Below are 16,991 nucleotides of genomic sequence, written 5' to 3' on the forward strand. Positions count from 1 at the left end.
CGGTTCCGGAGTGCGCGCGGCGGATGGCACGGGCGGACGGCGTGCCGGGGCGTGCGCTCGGACGCGGCCGGTGGCTTCCGGGGGCTACCCGTCGGTAGTGATTGCTGACAAGGTGTCTGAGCAAGGTCGCCGGCGCAACGACGAGGAGCAGCATGTCCGCCACCGTCTCCTTCGAGGTCCCCACTCCCTCCGGACCCCGGCCCATGACCGTCTCGTACACGCGCGCGGGCGACGGCGAATCGCTGCTCCTGCTGCACGGCATCGGCCACCACCGGCAGGCCTGGGACCCGGTGATCCCCGTGCTGGCCAAGGAGCGCGACGTGATCGCCGTCGACCTGCCCGGCTTCGGGGAGTCCCCCGCGCTCCCGGACGGACTGGCGCACGACCTGCCGACGATGACGGCCGTGCTCACCGCGCTGTGCGCGGCGCTGGGGCTTCAGCGGCCGCACGTGGCGGGCAACTCGCTGGGCGGACTGCTGGCACTGGAGCTCGGCCGCGCGGGCGCGGTCCGTTCGGTGACGGCGCTGTCCCCGGCCGGTTTCTGGTCGGAGGCCGAGCGGCGCTACGCCTTCGGCGTGCTGTCGGCCATGCGCGGCATCGCCCGCCGCACGCCCCCGTCGGTGGTCGAGCGGCTGGCGCCGTCCGCGGCCGGCCGGACCCTGCTGACGAGCACCATCTACGCCCGCCCGGCACGCCGCCCGGCCGCGGCGGTGGTGGCCGAGACCCGGGCGCTGGCCCAGGCGCCGGGCTTCACGGAGACCCTGCGCTCGGGCCGCTCCGTCCGGTGGACCGAGGATGTGCCGGGCCTGCCGGTCACCGTCGCGTGGGGCAGCCGCGACCGGCTGCTCGTGCCCCGGCAGGGCGTCCGCGCCAAGACCGTCATCCCACGGGCCCGGCTGGTCCGGCTGCCCGGCTGCGGGCACGTCCCGATGAACGACGACCCGGCACTGGTCGCCCGCGTCCTGCTCGACGGCAGCCGCCAGGAGCCCGCGGGAGCCGGGCGGCCGGACGCGTGACCCCCTCACCGCAGCCTGCCCCCGCACGGCGGCGTCCCTAGCCCCGCGAGGTTCCTCGGTCCGGCGGTGCGGGCCGGCGCCGGCCCGCCGTGCTGCGGGAGGGCGCGGCGGGCTCGCGCGGACTCGCCGGCCGGGACCTGGCGGCTCACTCCCGCTCGTGTGCGAGCGGGCGCGCCCCCTCGTCGACGGGCAGCGACCGCGGCCGTGCGGCCCGCCCCGGCGCTCCGGAGCCCAGCGCGACTCCCGCACCGACCAGGGCGCTGCCCACGGCCTGGGCGAGGCCGTAGGAGCCGGTGCCGACGAGCGGGGCGGTGCAGGCGGCGGCGACGGGGATCAGCCCGGAGAACAGCGTGGCGCGCTCCGCGCCGATCCGCTGCATGCCCATGTACCAGCAGACGAAGCCGATGACGGTGACGATCGCCGCCTGCCACAGCAGGGCGGTGGTCTCGGTGGCGTCGGGACGGCGCAGCCAGCCGGTGCCGTCCAGCAGGAGTCCGGCCGCGGCCGACTCCAGCGCGGCGACGCCGCACACCGTGGCGGACAGCAGGCGCGGCCCCAGCGGGCGCAGCACGGGGACGGCGAGGACCGCGAAGCCGACCTCGCCGGCCAGCGCGCACACCGACCAGCCGAGTCCGGCGCCGTCGGTGCGGCCCCAGCCCTGGACGGTGAAGGCGCCGACGGCGACGAGCAACGCCCCGGACAGCACCGCCCGCCGGGGCCGCCTGCCGTCCAGCAGCGGGACGAGCACGGCGACGACGACGGGCGCGCAGCCCACGAGGACGCCCGGCACGGCGGGTTCGGCGGTGCGTTCCGCCGCCAGGACCGCCAGGTTGAAACCGACCATGCCGACGGCCGCGAGCAGCGCGAGGCGTGCCCACTGCCGGGGGGCGAGGGAGCGCAGCCGGGCGGCGGCGCCGGGACCGGCCAGCGGGACGAGGAGCAGGCAGGCGAGGGTGTAGCGCAGGAACTGGCCGCCGGCGTACGGGTAGTCGCCGAGGAGGCTGTTGGCGGTGAAGGATCCTCCGACGAGGACGCAGGCGAGCGCGGCGAGCAGGCAGCCGCGGGTGGTGGCGTTCATGGGGCCGACGCTAGGGAGCGCGGCGGCCCGGATTAAGGTCCACTTCCATGACGGTGTCCCGGACCAATTCGCTTCCCCCCGGCGGCCGGGAGGGCGGCTCGGCCGCCTGGGAGGTGCTGTTGCCGGCCGCCTCGGCACCGGTGCGGTCGAGGGGCCGGGCCCTGCAGGCGGCGCTGCGGGAGGCGGTGCGCTCCGGGCGGCTGGCGGCGGGGACGCGGCTGCCGTCGAGCCGGGACCTCGCCGCGGACCTCGGGGTGTCGCGCGGGCTGGTCACGGAGGCGTACGAGCAGCTGACGGCGGAGGGGTACCTGCGCAGCGGCCGGGGGGCGGGGACCTGGGTGGGCGAGGCCGCGCGGGCGGCCCGCCCGCGCGCGCGGGACCTCGCGCCGCGCGCCGCCGGCGCGCGGGCCGACTTCGTGCCCGGGACGCCGGACGTGTCGCTGTTCCCGCGCGCGGCCTGGGCGGCGGCGCACCGGCAGGAGCTCGCCGAGCTGCCGCACCGCGGGCTCGGTTACCCCGACCCGCGCGGTCTGCCCCGGCTGCGCACGGCGCTGGCCGCCCTGCTGGCCCGGCGGCGCGGTGTGGTCGCGGACCCGGAGCGGATCGTGGTGGTCTCGGGGGTGACCCAGGCGATCTCGCTGGTCTGCGGCACGCTGCGGGCGCGCGGTGCGGGCGGGATCGGGGTCGAGGACCCGGGCAGCCCGCAGCACGACGACGTGTACGCCGCCGCCGGGATCTCCGCCGTGCCGCTGCCGCTGGACGAGGAGGGGCTGGCTCCGGGCCCGCTGCGCGACGCGGGCGTGCGGGCCGTCGTGACCACTCCGGCGCACCAGTACCCCACCGGCATCGGCTACTCCGCGCGGCGCCGCGCCGAACTCCTCGACTGGGCGCGGTCGGTGGACGGCCTGGTGCTCGAGGACGACTACGACGGCGACTTCCGTTACGACCGGGCCCCGGTCGGCGCGCTCCAGGGCCTGGACCCGGAGCGGGTCGCCTACACGGGCTCGGTGAGCAAGTCCCTGGCGCCCGGGCTGCGGCTGGGCTGGCTCGTGGTGCCCGGGTGGCTGGCCGAGGACGTCGTCCGGCGCAAGCGGGCCGTCGACCTCGGCCATCCCAGTGTCGACCAGGCGGTGTTCGCCCGGTTCCTGGAGCGTGGCGACTACGACCGCCAGCTGCGCCGCTGCCAGCGGGCCTACCGGGAGCGGCGGGACGCGCTCGTCGCCGCCCTGGAGGAGCACTTCCCCGGCGCCGGGGTGTCCGGGATCGCCGCCGGTCTGCACGTCATCGTCACACTGCCCGAGCGGTACGGCCCGCAGAAGACCTTCCTCGCGCGCATGGCCGGTGCCGGGGTCGCCGTACGCCCGCTGTCGGACTGCCGGTACCGGCCGGACGGTGATCCGGGGCGGGCCGGGGCCGTACGGCTGGTGGTGGGGTACGCGCACCTGTCGCCGGGCCGGATCCGGGAGGGGGTCCGGCTGATGGCCGAGGCGGCGTGACCCGCGCCGCGGTCCGCGTGCGGCCGGTTGTTCACCCGCGGTTTGCGTGGACGCCGCGGCGTACCAGTAGGTGTGGCCTCATCCATTGGCCGGATCCCGCCCGGAGGCCCTCTCATGGCATCTCGTCCGCACCCCGACCGCCGCGCCGTGCTGCGCGGTTCACTCGCCGCGTCCGCCGCCCTGGCCCTGCCCGCCGGTCTCGGCGCGGCGCCCGCCCTCGCCCTGTCGGGGCGTCCGCGGGCGGGCTGGGGCGTGCAGACGGGCGATGTGACGACGGACTCCGGGCTGGTGTGGGTGCGCTCGGACCGGCCCGCCCGGATGATCGTCGAGACGTCGGCCACCGAGTCCTTCCGCACCACGCGCAGATGGCACGGCCCGCTGCTGGGCGCGGACACCGACTTCACCGGGACCACCCGGCTGCGCGGCCTGCCGCCCGGCGAGCAGATCCACTACCGGGTGCTGCTGGCCGACCCGGACGACCCGCGCCGCACCGGTGAGCCGGTCACCGGGACCTTCCGCACGGCGTCCGTCCGGCGCCGCGACGGCGTGCGGTTCGTCTGGTCCGGCGATCTGGCCGGGCAGGGCTGGGGCATCAACCCGGAGCTCGGCGGCTACCGCATCTACGACGCGATGGCCGCCGTGGACCCCGACTTCTTCCTGTGCTCCGGCGACAACGTCTACGCCGACGGCCCCATCACGGGGACGGTGGCCCTGCCCGACGGGCGGATCTGGCGGAACGTCACGACCGAGGAGAAGGCGAAGGTCGCCGAGACCCTCGCCGAGTTCCGCGGCAACTTCCGCTACAACCTGCTGGACGAGAACCTGCGGGCGTTCAACGCGCGCGTGCCGTCGATCGTCCAGTGGGACGACCACGAGGTCACCAACAATTGGTACCCGGGCGAGATCCTCGGCGACAGCCGGTACACGGAGAAGAGCGTGGACGTGCTCGCCGCGCGGGCCCGGCGGGCGTTCTCCGAGTACTTCCCGGTCTCCACGCTGCGCCGCCCCGGCGGCCGCGTCCACCGGGTGCAGCGCCACGGCCCGCTGCTGGACGTCTTCGTGCTGGACATGCGGACCCACCGCAACGCGAACTCCCCGGGTGACCAGGCCACCGACCGGGAGGGCATCCTCGGCCGCGAGCAGCTGGAGTGGCTGAAGAGGGAGCTGTCCCGGTCGCGCGCGGTGTGGAAGGTGATCGCGTCCGACATGCCGCTCGGTCTCGTCGTGCCGGACACCGGGGACGGCGAACCGAACATCGAGGCGGTGGCCCAGGGCGACCCGGGGGTCCCGCTCGGCCGGGAACTGCAGATCGCCGAGCTGCTGCGGTTCGTCAAGCACCGGCGGATCACCGGCACGGTCTGGCTGACGGCGGACGTGCACCACACCTCGGCGCAGCACTACCAGCCGTCGCGCGCCGCGTTCACCGACTTCGAGCCGTTCTGGGAGTTCGTCTCGGGTCCGCTGAACGCGGGGGCCTTCCCGGCCGTCGCGCTCGACGGCACGTTCGGCCCGGAGCGGGTGTTCGTGAAGGCTCCGACGAGGGCGAACGTCTCGCCCGCGGAGGGCTACCAGTTCTTCGGGGAGGTCGACATCGACGGCGACAGCGCGGAACTGACGGTCCGGCTGCGCGAGCAGGACGGCACCGTGCTGTTCACCAAGGTGCTCCGGCCGGGCCTGGTCGGCCAGTAGATCCCGTACCCTCGTCACCGTGTCGCGCACCGCTGTCATCCCACGGTGCGCGACATGCACACCGCGATGACGAAGACGGCCCCATTGAACCGTCAATTGAACCCCAAACGGGACAGAAACCCGCTTAACCCATCAGTCACATACTGTTCGTGATCGCGCAACACCGTTCCTTCACAGTGGGTGCATGAAGCGGAAGATGACTGATGTGACGCGCGCGAAGAACGGCCGTCCCGTGCACCACTGGCGGCGGGACGTCGTCGAACTCGCCGCCCTCTTCACCGCCGTGGCGGTCGCCGACGCCGTGGCCAACCTCATCGGGCACGGACCCGACGGCCCGACGCTGCTGGTGGTCTCCGCGGTCGTGCTGCTCGCCACCGCGGCCTTCCACACCTGGTGGGCACGCCGCCACGGCCACGCACCGCCGGCCGACGATACCGGTGCCCGGCCGGGCACCGCCGGGCGGACGGCGGCCGACGAGGTCTCCCCCCACAACGCGCTGTGGCGGCTGCGGACGACCGTGCGGGACGAGCCGGGCTCCCTGGCCGCGCTCTGCTCGGCCCTCGCCGGCCACCGGGTGGACATCCTGAGCCTGCAGACCCATCCGCTGGGCGACGGCACGGTCGACGAGTTCCTGCTGCGCGCCCCCGGAACGCTCGGCGCCGGCGAGATCACCCGGGCGGTGTCCCTGGCCGGCGGCACCAGCACCTGGATCGAGCGGGCCGACGCCCACGACCTGGTGGACGCCCCGACCCGGATCCTCGGCCTGGCCACCCGCACCGCCCTGGACGCGGCCGAACTTCCCCTCGCGCTGCGCCAGCTGCTGGGCCGGTGCACCATCCGCCAGCTCCCCGCGGCCCCGGCCGGGCGCGCGGGCGACGCCGACGCCGTACCGGCGGAGGGGGTGCTGGAGGACACCGTGCTGCGGCTGCGCGCCCCGGAGGGCGGTGTGATCACCGTGGAGCGGCCGTACCTGCCGTTCACCCCGACCGAGTTCGCACGGGCCCGGGCGCTGGTGGAGCTGGACTCCCGGCTCGGCCCCCGCGTCCCGCGCGGCCGGGACGTGCTGACCCTGCCGGAGGGCGACGCCATCACCGTGCACCGGGCCGACACCGGCGACGTGGAGGCGGCGAAGGAGATGCACGAGCGGTGCTCGGCCCGCACCCTCGCCATGCGCTACCACGGGCCGGTCGGCGACGCGGACCGCTACCTCAACCACCTGCTCTCCCCGCGCTTCGGACGCACGCTCGCCGTGCGGACCGCCTCGGGGCGCGTCGTCGGCCTCGGCCACCTGCTGTGGGACGGCGACGAGACGGAGGTCGCGCTGCTCGTCGAGGACGCCTGGCAGCGGCGCGGCATCGGCACCGAACTGCTGGGCCGCCTGGTGGCGATGGCGGCGGAGGCGGGCTGCGAGAGCGTCTACGCCGTCACCCAGTCCTCCAACACCGGCATGGTCGCCGCGATGCGCGGCCTCGGCCTGCCCCTCGACTACCAGATCGAGGAGGGCACCCTGGTGATCACGGCCCGGCTGGCGGCGGCCCCGGCGGCCAGCGGGCTGCCCGCGCGCGACTGATCGGCGCGCTCGCTGCGAGGAACGGCCCGGCGGACACCGGGCCGTTCGCTCGTTCACCCGAGGGCGCCGTCCAGGTCGGCCCACAGGTCGTCGACGTCCTCCAGGCCCACCGACAGCCGCAGCAGCCGGTCGCTGACCCCGGCGCCCCGGCGGTCCTCGGCGTCCACGATGCGGTGGCTGATGGACGCCGGGTGCTGGATGAGGGAGTCGACGCTGCCGAGGCTGACGGCCGGGGTCACCAGCCGGACCCCGCCGATGACGGCGTGCGGGTCGCCGTGCACCTCGAAGGCGACCATCGCGCCGCCGATGGCGGGGTAGTGCACCCGCTCGACCCGCGGGTCGGCGGCGAGCCGGCGGGCGAGTTCGGCGGCCGTCCGCGACGCGGCCCGCACCCGGACCGGCAGCGTGGCCAGGCCGCGCAGCAGCAGGTATCCGGCCAGCGGGTGCAGGACCCCGCCGGTGGCGAATCGGACCTGCCGCAGCCGGCCCGCGAACTCCTCGTCGCAGGCCACCACCCCGGCCAGTACGTCGCCGTGCCCGCCCAGGTACTTGGTGGCGCTGTGCAGCACCAGTCGGGCGCCGTGCTCGGCGGGACGCTGGAGCACGGGTGTGGCGAAGGTGTTGTCGACCATCAGCGGCACGGACCCGCAGGCGTGGGCGACGGCCCTCAGGTCCACCTCGGCGAGGGTCGGGTTGGCCGGGGACTCGACGAGGACGCAGCCGGTGTCCGGGCGCAGCGCCTCCGCGATGCCGGCCGGGTCGGTCCAGGTGACCTCGGAGCCGAGCAGCCCGGCGGTCAGCAGGTGGTCGCTGCAGCCGTACAGCGGGCGCACCGCCACCACGTGCCGCAGGCCCAGGGAGGCCCGCACCAGCAGGACCGCGCTGAGGGCGGCCATGCCGCTGGCGAACGCGACGGCGGTCTCGGTGCCCTCCAGCCGGGCGAGCGCGGTCTCGAAGCGGGCGACCGTGGGGTTGCCGAGGCGGGCGTAGACGGGCGGGCCGTCCGGCTCGGCGCCGGTCGTGGCGAACGCGTCGATCCGGGCGGCCTCGGCCCGGCTGTCGGCGGAGGGGTAGGTGGTCGACAGGTCGATCGGCGGGACGTGCAGGCCCTGCCCGGCGAGGTCGTCGCGGCCGGCGTGCACGGCCTCGGTGGCCAGTGCCCGGGTACGGGTCGGTGACTTGGTGCGCGCTGTCTCCATGGCGAGAGGGTGAACACCGGCCGGGGTCGGATGCGGGAACCCCGTGTTACGTTCGGCCGGTGGCCGAATCTGTCGTACTGGATCCGGTGGACCTCCATCTGCTGCGGCTGTTGCAGAACGACGCCCGGACGACCTACCGGGACCTCGCCGCGCAGGTCGGGGTGGCGCCGTCCACCTGCCTGGACCGGGTGACCCGGCTGCGCCGCGCGGGCGTGATCCTCGGGCACCAGCTCCGGCTGGATCCGGCCAAGCTGGGGCGTGGTCTGGAGGCACTGCTGTCGGTGCAGGTCCGGCCGCACCGGCGGGAGCTGGTGGGCCCGTTCGTGGACCGCATCCGGGCGCTGCCGGAGTCCCGGACCGTCTTCCACCTCACCGGCCCCGACGACTATCTCGTCCATGTCGCCGTCGCCGACATGGCGGACCTGCAACGGCTCGTCCTCGACGAGTTCACGGCCCGCCGCGAGGTGGCCCGGGTGGAGACCCGCCTGATCTTCCAGCAGTGGGACTGCGGCCCCCTGCTGCCGCCCGCGCACCAGTGACGTCCCGCCGGTCGGTTCGGACCGGCCCGGCCGATCCCCCCGCAGGCGCAAACCCGGTGACGGGCCGGGGCCGTCGTACGAGGATGGTCCGCATGTCAGAGACCAAGATCCCGCTGCCCCGTGAGGTCGCCGACGCCTTCGTCGACGAGCTCATCGCCCTCGACCCGGTGACCGGAACCTACCTCGGAGTGAGGGAGAGCTCGAGCCGGCTGCCCGACACCTCGCCCGCGGGCCAGGAGGCGCTGGCGGAGCTGGCGCGCCGGACGCTGGCGCGGCTGGACCAGGCCGAGCGGCGGCCCGGCGCGGACCGCGACATCGAGCGGCGCTGCGCCCGGCTGCTGCGCGAGCGGCTGACCGCCGAACTCGCCGTGCACGAGGCCGACGAGGGACTGCGCGCGGTCGGCAACATGAGCACGGCCGCCCACCACGTGCGCGAGGTGTTCACGGTGACCCCGGCGGACACCGAGGAGGACTGGGCGGCGATCACCGAGCGGCTGCGGGCGGTGCCCGCAGCGCTGGCCGGCTACCGCGAGTCCCTCGCCCTCGGCCTGGAGCGCAAGCTGTACGCGGGCCCCCGCCCGACCGCCGTCTTCCTCGAGCAGCTCACCGAGTGGGCGGACACCGACGGGAACGGCCGCGGCTGGTTCGAGGACTTCGCCGCGGCCGGCCCCGCGGCCCTGCGGACCGGGCTGGACGAGGCCGCCCGGGCGGCGACGGCGGCCGTGGCGGAGCTGCGGGACTGGATCCGCGAGGTGTACGCGCCGGCCGTCGAGGGTGCCCCGAACACGGTGGGCCGGGACCGCTACGCCCGCTGGGCGCGCTACTACAACGGCACCGACCTCGACCTGGACGAGGCGTACGCCTACGGCTGGTCGGAGTTCCACCGCCTCCTCGACGAGATGCGCACGGAGGCGGAGAGGATCCTGCCCGGCGCCGCGACCCCGTGGGCGGCGCTCGCGCACCTCGACGAGCACGGCCGGCACATCGAGGGCGTCGAGGAGACCAGGACGTGGCTCCAGGGCCTGATGGACGAGGCCATCGAGAAGCTGGACGGCACCCACTTCGAACTCGCCGAGCGGGTGCGGAGGGTGGAGTCGCGCATCGCCCCGCCCGGCAGCGCCGCCGCCCCCTACTACACGCCGCCGTCGGAGGACTTCTCCCGTCCGGGCCGCACCTGGCTGCCGACCATGGGCCAGACCCGCTTCCCGGTCTACGACCTGGTCTCCACCTGGTACCACGAGGGCGTGCCCGGCCATCACCTCCAGCTGGCGCAGTGGGCGCACGTCGCCGACGACCTGTCCCGGTACCAGGCCTCCGTCGGGCTGGTCAGCGCCAACGCCGAGGGCTGGGCGCTGTACGCGGAGCGGCTGATGGACGAGCTGGGCTTCCTCACGGACGCCGAGGTGCGGCTCGGCTACCTGGACGCGCAGATGATGCGGGCGCTCCGGGTGATCGTCGACACCGGCATGCACCTGGAGCTGGAGATCCCGGCGGACTCGCCGTTCCACCCGGGCGAGCGGTGGACGCCGGAGCTGGCCGAGGAGTTCTACGGCGCGCACAGCAGCCGCCCGGAGGACTACGTCTCCAGCGAGATGACCCGCTACCTGACGATCCCCGGCCAGGCCATCGGCTACAAGCTGGGCGAGCGGGCCTGGCTGCTCGGCCGGGAGAGGGCGCGCGAGCGGCACGGCGACGCCTTCGACCTCAAGGCCTGGCACATGGCCGCCCTCTCCCAGGGGTCGCTGGGCCTGGACGACCTGGTCGACGAGCTGTCCCGGCTCTGACCCGCCGCGGCGCCGCGCGCGTCCGTCACCTGCGGAACCCGCCTTCGGAGTCGATCACCTGACCGGTGATCCAGCCCGCCTCGTCCGTGGCCAGCCACGCGATGAGGCGGGCCGGGTCGTCCGGCATGCCCCAGCGTCCGGCGGGGAAGCGGGAGGCGACCCAGTCGTAGGCCTCGCCCGACAGGTAGTCGGTGTCGACGGGTCCGGGATTGACCGCGTTCACGGTGACCGCCCGCTCGGCGAGCGTGGTGGCGAGGGAGCGGGTGACGGAGGCGAGGGCGCCCTTCTGGAGGGCGTAGGCAATTTCGCCGGGCATGCCGCCGCCGTGGTCCTGTCCCGAGGTCATCAGCACCACGCGCCCGCCGGGTGTGCGGGGCGGCAGGGCGGCGCGCAGCCGGGCGTAGGCCTGCACCAGCAGCACCACCGCGCGGGTGTCGACCGCCCAGTGCGCGTCGAGCATCGCGGCGTCGACGGTGTCGAGGGTGCCGTCGGAGCCGCTGAGGGCGTGGTTGGCGACGAGGATGTCGAGCCGTCCGCCGAGCGCCTCGGCGGCGGTGGCGATCAGCTCCGCGGGAGCGGCCGGGTCGGCGAGGTCGCCGGGGCCGTGGACGACGCGCGCCCGCGGGTCGCCGAGGACCTCGCGGACGGAGGCGGCGACTTCCTCCGGCCGGTCGGCGCCCCACGGCTGCCCGGCGTCGTGCGGCACGTGGTGGTGCAGGTAGACGCTCGCGCCGTGGGCCGCGAGGCGCCGGGCGACGGCGTATCCGATGCCGCCGCGCCGGCTGGCCCCGGTGACCAGGGCGGTCCGCCCGCGCAGCGGCAGCGGGTCACGACGGAGCTCTTCGGGGGTGGGATGCGGAAGTCGAGGCATACGGATCATGATGCGAGGCGCCCCGGGCCCCCGGCATCCCCCTTTTTCCGCCGGGCCCGCCGGCCAGCCGGGCCTCAGCAGCCGCAGTCCCCGGAGTCCACCGGCGCCGTCAGCGCGTCGGCGGCCCGCCGCTCACGCCCCTCCCAGGTCTCGTACTCGAACCCCTCGCGCACCCAGTACTCGAACCCGCCCAGCATCTCCTTGACGCGGAAGCCGAGTTCGGCGAGCGCGAGGGCCGCCCGGGTCGCGCCGTTGCATCCGGGCCCCCAGCAGTACGTGACCACGGGCACCGACTTGTCGAGCAGGCGCTCGGCCTGTTCCGGGATGAGCGCGGTCGGCAGGTGAACCGCGCCGGGGACGTGCCCCTGGTCCCACGCCGCGGTGGACCGGGAGTCCAGCACGACGAAGCCGGGATCGCCGTCGGCGGCGAGCGCGGTGGCGACGTCGGAGACGTCGGCGTGGAAGACGAGGCCGGCGCGGAAGTACGCGGCGGCGTCCGCCGGCGCGGCGGGGGCGACCCGCAGGACGGGGCTGGTGGCGGTGGCGGCGGTGGTCGCGGTCATCGCGAGGCTCCCTCTGTGGTGGTTCGCGAACCCGTGGCGTCCGGCCCGTGGCGGCCGGACCCGTGCCGTCCGGACTCCGTCGTCCGGAACGTGGTGTGCGAACCCGTGTGGTCCGATGACCAGAAATCTACGGTCGATGATCAACTGTCTGAAGGGGCGTTCCCCGGCCCCCTCCTTGATCCACCGGGGATTCCCCTGCTATCCATCGGCCATGACCGCGTTTTCCCCGGACGCCACCGACTGGCGCATCCTCGACGTCCTCCAGCGGGAAGGCCGCGCCAGCTTCGCCGAGCTGGCCCGGGCCGTCTCCATGTCCCCGAGTGCGGTCACCGAACGGGTGCGCCGTCTGGAGGAGGCGGGGGTGATCCGGGGGTACGCCGCCGTGGTGGACCCGGAGCGGCTGGGGCTGCCCATCCTCGCCTTCGTCCGGCTGCGCTACCCGACCGGCAACTACAAGCCCTTCCACGACCTGGTCGCCGCGACCCCGGAGATCCTGGAGGCGCACCACGTCACCGGCGACGACTGCTTCGTCATCAAGGTGGCCGCCCGCTCGATGCGGCACCTGGAGGAGGTGTCGGGGCGGATCGGGACGCTCGGCTCGGTGACCACCAGCGTCGTCTACTCGTCCCCGCTGCCCCGCCGTCCGCTCGGTCAGTGACCCCGCTGCCGCAGCGCCGACCCCGATCTGCCCTTGACGACCTCCAGCTGGGCGTGGATCCGCCGCCGCAGGTCGGCGACATGGCTGACGATGCCCACGCTGCGGTCGCGTTCGCGCAGCGAGTCGAGCACGTCCAGCACCTCGTCCAGGGTCTGGTCGTCGAGGCTGCCGAAGCCCTCGTCGATGAAGAGGGTGTCCAGGCGGACCCCGCCGGCCTCGTCGGTGACCACGTCGGCGAGGCCGAGGGCGAGGGCGAGGGAGGCGAAGAAGGTCTCGCCCCCGGACAGCGTCGCCGTGTCGCGTTCCCGCCCGGTCCAGGCGTCGACGACATGCAGTCCGAGGCCGCTGCGACCGCGGCCGGCCCGGTCGTCGGAGTGCACCAGGGTGTACCGGCCGGACGACATGCGCCGCAGCCGTACGGTCGCGGCGGCGGCCACCTGCTCCAGCCGGGCGGCGAGGACGTACGCCTCCAGGCGCATCCGGCGTTCGTTCTCCGCCGAGGTGCCGGCCGCGAGTCCGGCGAGCCGGGCCACCCGGTCGTACTCCTCGCGCAGCGGCGCCAGCCGGCGCGCACCGGTGGCCGCGCGCGCGGACAGGCGGTCCAGCTCCGCGCAGCGCCGGGCGGCGGCGTCCCGTGCCGAGGCGGCTTCCCGCACCCGGCGTTCCGCGTCGGCGGCGGCCCGTTCGGCGGCGGGCAGGTCGGCGGGCGGCTGTCCGGCGGCGGCGGCCGTGTCGGCCTCGGCGAGCACCGCGCGGACGGCGGCCTCCTCGGCCTGCCAGGCGTCCAGCCGGTGCTGCAGCTCCCGGTGCGCGGTGTCGTCGAGGAGGGCGGCGGCCGCGGCCTGCGGGGTGTCGAAGCCGGCCCGGAAGGCGGCGTCCGCGAGCCGGGCGTCGGCCTCCTTGAGGCGCTGGGCGGTGTCCTCCGCGGCGCGGACGGCCTCGGCGGCCTCGGTGAGCCGGGCAGCCCGTCCCTCCAGCTCGGCGGCGCGCGCGGCCACGCTGCCGGCCGTGCCGCGGGCCTGCGCCAGCTCCTCCTCCAGGGCGGCCCGTTCGCTCTCCAGCCGCTCCCGGTGGCCGACCCGGGCGGCGGCCCGCACCTCGGCCTGCTGCCGGGCGGCGGTGCGCCGCTCGTGCTCCTGCTCGGCGTGGCGCAGTTCCTCCCGCGCGGCGTGCAGCGCGGAGGCGTCGGCGCGTGCCCGCCGGTAGTCCCGCTCCACCTCCTCCGCCTCGCGGGCGAGTACGTCGGTGGGCGTGTCCCCGGCCTCGGCGCCGGCCGCGGCCAGGGCCTCCCGTACGGCGGCCAGGTGCCGTTCGTCCGCGGCGCGCCGCTCCTCGGCGCGCTGGTGGCCGGCGAGGGCGCGTTCCTCCACCTCCCGGTCGACGTGCCCGGCCACCTTGCGGGCCGGGGCGGGGTGGTCGGTGGCCCCGCAGACCGCGCAGGGCTCCCCGTCGGCGAGGCCCGCGGCGAGTTCGGCGGCGATGCCGTTCAGCCGCTGTTCCTTGAGGTCCAGCCAGTGGGCGCGGGCTTCGGCGGCCGCCTCGGCCGAGGCCAGGGCCTGCCGCCGGGCGGCGTCCGCCTCCTCGGCGAGCCGGTCGCGCTGCCGGGCGGCCTCCAGTCGCCGCCGGACCGGTTCGCGCCGCTCGGCGAGCTGTTCGGCCCGCCCGGCGGCCTCCTGCGCGGACTCGACCCGGGCGCGCAGCCTGGCGTGGGCGGTCTCCCATCCGGCGAGCCAGGACTCCGCCTCCGCGAGGATCTCCTCGTCGGCGCGCTCCTGGCGGTCGAGGCGGGCGCGTTCGGCGTCCAGGCCGGTGAGGCGGCGCTCGGCGCGGCGGGCGGACTCCAGTCCGCCCAGTTCCTCGGCGGCCCGGCGGGCTCCGGCGGCGAGCCCGGCGGCACCGGCGCCGGCGTACCGCGCGGGCAGCGCCGCGCGCGCGTGGGCCTCGGCGGTGACCGCGCGGCGGTGCTCCGCGTCGGCGGACTCGCGCAGTTCCAGGGCGGGTGCGACGGCTTCGGCCTTGCGGGCGCGCTCCATCCGGGCCTGCGCCTCGCGGTGGGCGCCGGCCCGCTCCTCCAGCAGCCGGGCCCGCTGCCGGGCGTCGGCGAACCGCCGCTGGAGGCGGGCCCGTTCCCGTACGTCGTCCAGGGCGCGGTCGGCGGCGGCCCGCGCGGACTCGGCGGCGGCGAGGCGGCAGCCGGCGACGGCGAGTTCCTCGCGGGCGGTGCTGCGGGCGATCGCGGCGGCGCCCAGCACGGCGTCCGCCAGGCCGGGGTCGCCGGGGGACAGCTCGGGCAGTTCCATGGTGCCGCCCGCCGCCTGCTGCATCCGGTGGGCGTCGGCCAGCAGGGCCGCGTCGCCCTCGCGCACCGCGGCCTCGGTGGCCCGGCGGCGGTCGGCGAGCCGCTTCTCCACCTCGGCGAAGCGCTGGGTGTCGAAGAGCCGGCCGAGCAGCTTGCCGCGAGCCTCGGCGTCGGCGCGCAGGAACCGCGCGAAGTCGCCCTGCGGCAGCAGCACGACCTGGCAGAACTGTTCCCTGCTCATGCCGAGGAGCTGGGTGATCTCCTCGCCGATCTCCTGGTGGGAGCGGCTGCGGTCGCGCCACGCGCCGGCCGCGGGGTCGTACTCGCGCAGCCAGGTCTGGGCCTTGTCCAGGGTGGTGCCGGTGCCGCGTTTCTTGGGGCGCTCCCAGGGCGGCTGCCGGGTGATCTCCAGGCGGCGTCCGGCGACGGTCAGCTCCAGCGTGACCGAGGTGCGGGTGCCGGGTGCGGCGTGGTCGCTGCGCAGGCCGGTGCCCTGGCCGCTGTGCCGGGCGCCCGGCACCGAGCCGTACAGCGCGTAGCAGACGGCGTCCAGCACGGAGGTCTTGCCCGCGCCGGTCGGCCCGTGCAGCAGGAACAGCCCGGCGGCGGACAGCGCGTCGAAGTCGACGCTCTGGGAGCCGCCGAACGGCCCGAAGGCGGTGATGTCGAGCCGGTGCAGCCTCATCGGGCGGCTCCCGCCCGCCGCGGGCGCGCGGCGGGACGCGCGGGTGTGTGCGCCGTCCGCCGGCCGGCGTCCAGGGCCCGCTCCGCCGCGCCGGCCCTTTCGCGTCCCGCGCGCGGCGCGCACACCGGGGGCCGGCCCGCCGGGGAGCCGTACGCCCCGGGGGGTGTCCGCACGGTCGCGTCGCATGCCCTCATCCGGACACCTCCCGTGCCGTCCGGTCCGCGCGGACCGCGTCGAACGCCTCCTGGAGCACCGCCCGTTCCCGCTCGTCGGGTCCGGCGCCGCGGACATGGGTGACGAAGTCCTCGGCGATCTGCCGGTCGCTGCGGCCGGCCAGGCGGCGCGCGTAGGACACGTCGGGGTCGTCCGGCGCGCGTTCGGGGGCGAAGACGAGGCTGAGGGTGTGCGGGAAGCGCTCGGTGAGGCGGGCCATGGGCTCGGCGGGGCGGACCGGGTCGGTGAGGGTGGCCTCGACCCACGCCTCCTCGTGCCGGGCCAGCTCCGGGTCGGCGAGCAGTTCCTCGAGGGTGCCGCGGATGCGTGCCAGCGGGCGGGGCACCGGGCAGTCGAGGCGCTCGGCGGTCACCGCGCCGTCGGCGTCGAGGTCGACGAGCCACATGCTCTTGCGGTGCCGGGCCTCCGAGAAGGAGTACGGCAGCGGGGAGCCGGAGTAGCGCACGCGGTCGGTGATGGCCTGGCAGCCGTGCAGATGGCCCAGCGCTGCGTAGTCGACGCCGTCGAAGACTCCGGCCGGCACGGCGGCGACACCGCCGACGGTGATGTCCCGTTCGCTGTCGCTGGCCTCTCCCCCGGTGACGAAGGCATGGGCGAGGACGACGGAGCGGGTGCCCGGCGGGCGGGTGGCGAGGTCGGCGCGGACCCGGTCCATGGCGGCGGCGAGCACCGCCTCGTGACCGGCCCCCGTCACCCCGAACTCGTCCTTCACCAGGGCGGGTTCGAGGTACGGCAGCCCGTAGAAGGCCACCTCCCCGAAGGCGTCCCGCAGCAGCACCGGGGTGCCGCACTCCGCGGGATCGGTGCGCAGGTGGATGCCCGCCCGCCCGATCAGCCCGGCGCCCACGCCGAGACGGCGCGCCGAGTCGTGGTTGCCGGAGATCATCACGGTCGGCACGCCGAGCCCGGCCAGCCGGTGCAGGGCGTCGTCGAACAGCTCGACGGCGGCGAGGGGCGGCACCGCGCGGTCGTACACATCTCCCGACACGACCACCGCGTCCACCGCGCGCTCCCGCACGGTGTCGAGGAGGTGGTCGATGAAGCCGGCCTGGGCCCCGAGCATGTTCACCCGGTGGAACGCCCGGCCGAGATGCCAGTCGGACGTGTGCAGCACTCTCATGGGATCTCTCTGACCTGCGCGTTCAACCCTCGAGCCCCTCAAAGACCAGCACGAACCAGCTCCGGGTTCGCGCCCCTGGAGGCCACCACGCTAACGCCTTCGGCCCCTCGCCCCCCACCGGCCTCGGACTTCCCGCACGCAGTTGACGGAGAATGCCGCGATATGTCCGCTATGCGGTCCGCCGTGGGTC

Annotated in this window: 13 protein-coding genes; 7 read left to right on the forward strand and 6 right to left on the reverse strand. The window is 75.8% G+C overall.

Going from position 1 to position 16,991, the window contains the following annotated elements:
* Positions 1-152 precede the first annotated feature (152 nt).
* The gene (locus SGLAU_RS05045) at positions 153-1,016 is read left to right on the forward strand and encodes an alpha/beta fold hydrolase (RefSeq protein WP_043498711.1); all 864 of its coding nucleotides are present in this window, start codon (positions 153-155) and stop codon (positions 1,014-1,016) included.
* Between the two features lie 145 nt (positions 1,017-1,161).
* On the opposite strand, the gene SGLAU_RS05050 is transcribed toward SGLAU_RS05045, so the two are convergent.
* Entirely contained in the window at positions 1,162-2,094 is a 933-nt protein-coding gene (locus SGLAU_RS05050) for a DMT family transporter (protein ID WP_043498713.1), read from the reverse strand.
* Positions 2,095-2,141: 47 nt separating this feature from the next.
* Between SGLAU_RS05050 and SGLAU_RS05055 the strand changes: the two genes are divergently transcribed.
* From SGLAU_RS05055 to SGLAU_RS05065, 3 genes are all read left to right on the forward strand, one after another.
* Complete coding sequence (locus SGLAU_RS05055; protein ID WP_043498715.1) at positions 2,142-3,590, forward strand: PLP-dependent aminotransferase family protein; 1,449 nt, start codon at positions 2,142-2,144, stop codon at positions 3,588-3,590.
* A gap of 114 nt (positions 3,591-3,704) precedes the next feature.
* Positions 3,705-5,279: an alkaline phosphatase D family protein gene (locus SGLAU_RS05060; RefSeq protein ID WP_043498716.1), complete on the forward strand. Its 1,575-nt coding sequence runs from the start codon at positions 3,705-3,707 to the stop codon at positions 5,277-5,279.
* A 196-nt stretch (positions 5,280-5,475) separates the two neighbouring features.
* Positions 5,476-6,849, forward strand: a complete 1,374-nt coding sequence (locus tag SGLAU_RS05065) for a GNAT family N-acetyltransferase (RefSeq protein WP_208868885.1) — start codon at positions 5,476-5,478, stop codon at positions 6,847-6,849.
* A 53-nt stretch (positions 6,850-6,902) separates the two neighbouring features.
* Here SGLAU_RS05065 and SGLAU_RS05070 read toward each other — a convergent pair whose 3' ends face one another.
* Entirely contained in the window at positions 6,903-8,048 is a 1,146-nt protein-coding gene (locus SGLAU_RS05070) for a trans-sulfuration enzyme family protein (RefSeq protein WP_052413631.1), read from the reverse strand.
* Positions 8,049-8,107: 59 nt separating this feature from the next.
* On the opposite strand from SGLAU_RS05070, the gene SGLAU_RS05075 reads away from it, so the two are divergent.
* Positions 8,108-8,587: an Lrp/AsnC family transcriptional regulator gene (locus tag SGLAU_RS05075; RefSeq protein WP_043498719.1), complete on the forward strand. Its 480-nt coding sequence runs from the start codon at positions 8,108-8,110 to the stop codon at positions 8,585-8,587.
* Positions 8,588-8,679: 92 nt separating this feature from the next.
* Complete coding sequence (locus SGLAU_RS05080; protein WP_043498722.1) at positions 8,680-10,371, forward strand: DUF885 domain-containing protein; 1,692 nt, start codon at positions 8,680-8,682, stop codon at positions 10,369-10,371.
* Positions 10,372-10,396: 25 nt separating this feature from the next.
* On the opposite strand, the gene SGLAU_RS05085 is transcribed toward SGLAU_RS05080, so the two are convergent.
* On the reverse strand, positions 10,397-11,242 hold the full coding sequence (locus SGLAU_RS05085) for an SDR family oxidoreductase (RefSeq protein ID WP_043498725.1): 846 nt from the start codon (positions 11,240-11,242) through the stop codon (positions 10,397-10,399).
* A gap of 74 nt (positions 11,243-11,316) precedes the next feature.
* Positions 11,317-11,805: a rhodanese-like domain-containing protein gene (locus SGLAU_RS05090; protein ID WP_043498726.1), complete on the reverse strand. Its 489-nt coding sequence runs from the start codon at positions 11,803-11,805 to the stop codon at positions 11,317-11,319.
* 211 nt (positions 11,806-12,016) lie between these two features.
* Here SGLAU_RS05090 and SGLAU_RS05095 point away from each other — a divergent pair, with 211 nt between their 5' ends.
* A complete protein-coding gene (locus SGLAU_RS05095; protein WP_043498728.1) occupies positions 12,017-12,463 on the forward strand; it encodes an Lrp/AsnC family transcriptional regulator in 447 nt (148 codons plus the stop codon).
* Here the strand turns inward: SGLAU_RS05095 and SGLAU_RS05100 are convergent.
* Entirely contained in the window at positions 12,457-15,447 is a 2,991-nt protein-coding gene (locus tag SGLAU_RS05100) for an AAA family ATPase (protein WP_043498729.1), read from the reverse strand. The genes SGLAU_RS05095 and SGLAU_RS05100 overlap by 7 nt on opposite strands.
* A gap of 190 nt (positions 15,448-15,637) precedes the next feature.
* The gene (locus SGLAU_RS05105) at positions 15,638-16,801 is read right to left on the reverse strand and encodes an exonuclease SbcCD subunit D (RefSeq protein ID WP_043498731.1); all 1,164 of its coding nucleotides are present in this window, start codon (positions 16,799-16,801) and stop codon (positions 15,638-15,640) included.
* Positions 16,802-16,991: the final 190 nt, after the last annotated feature.

Source organism: Streptomyces glaucescens (assembly GCF_000761215.1).
Classification (GTDB): Bacteria; Actinomycetota; Actinomycetes; order Streptomycetales; family Streptomycetaceae; genus Streptomyces; species Streptomyces glaucescens_B.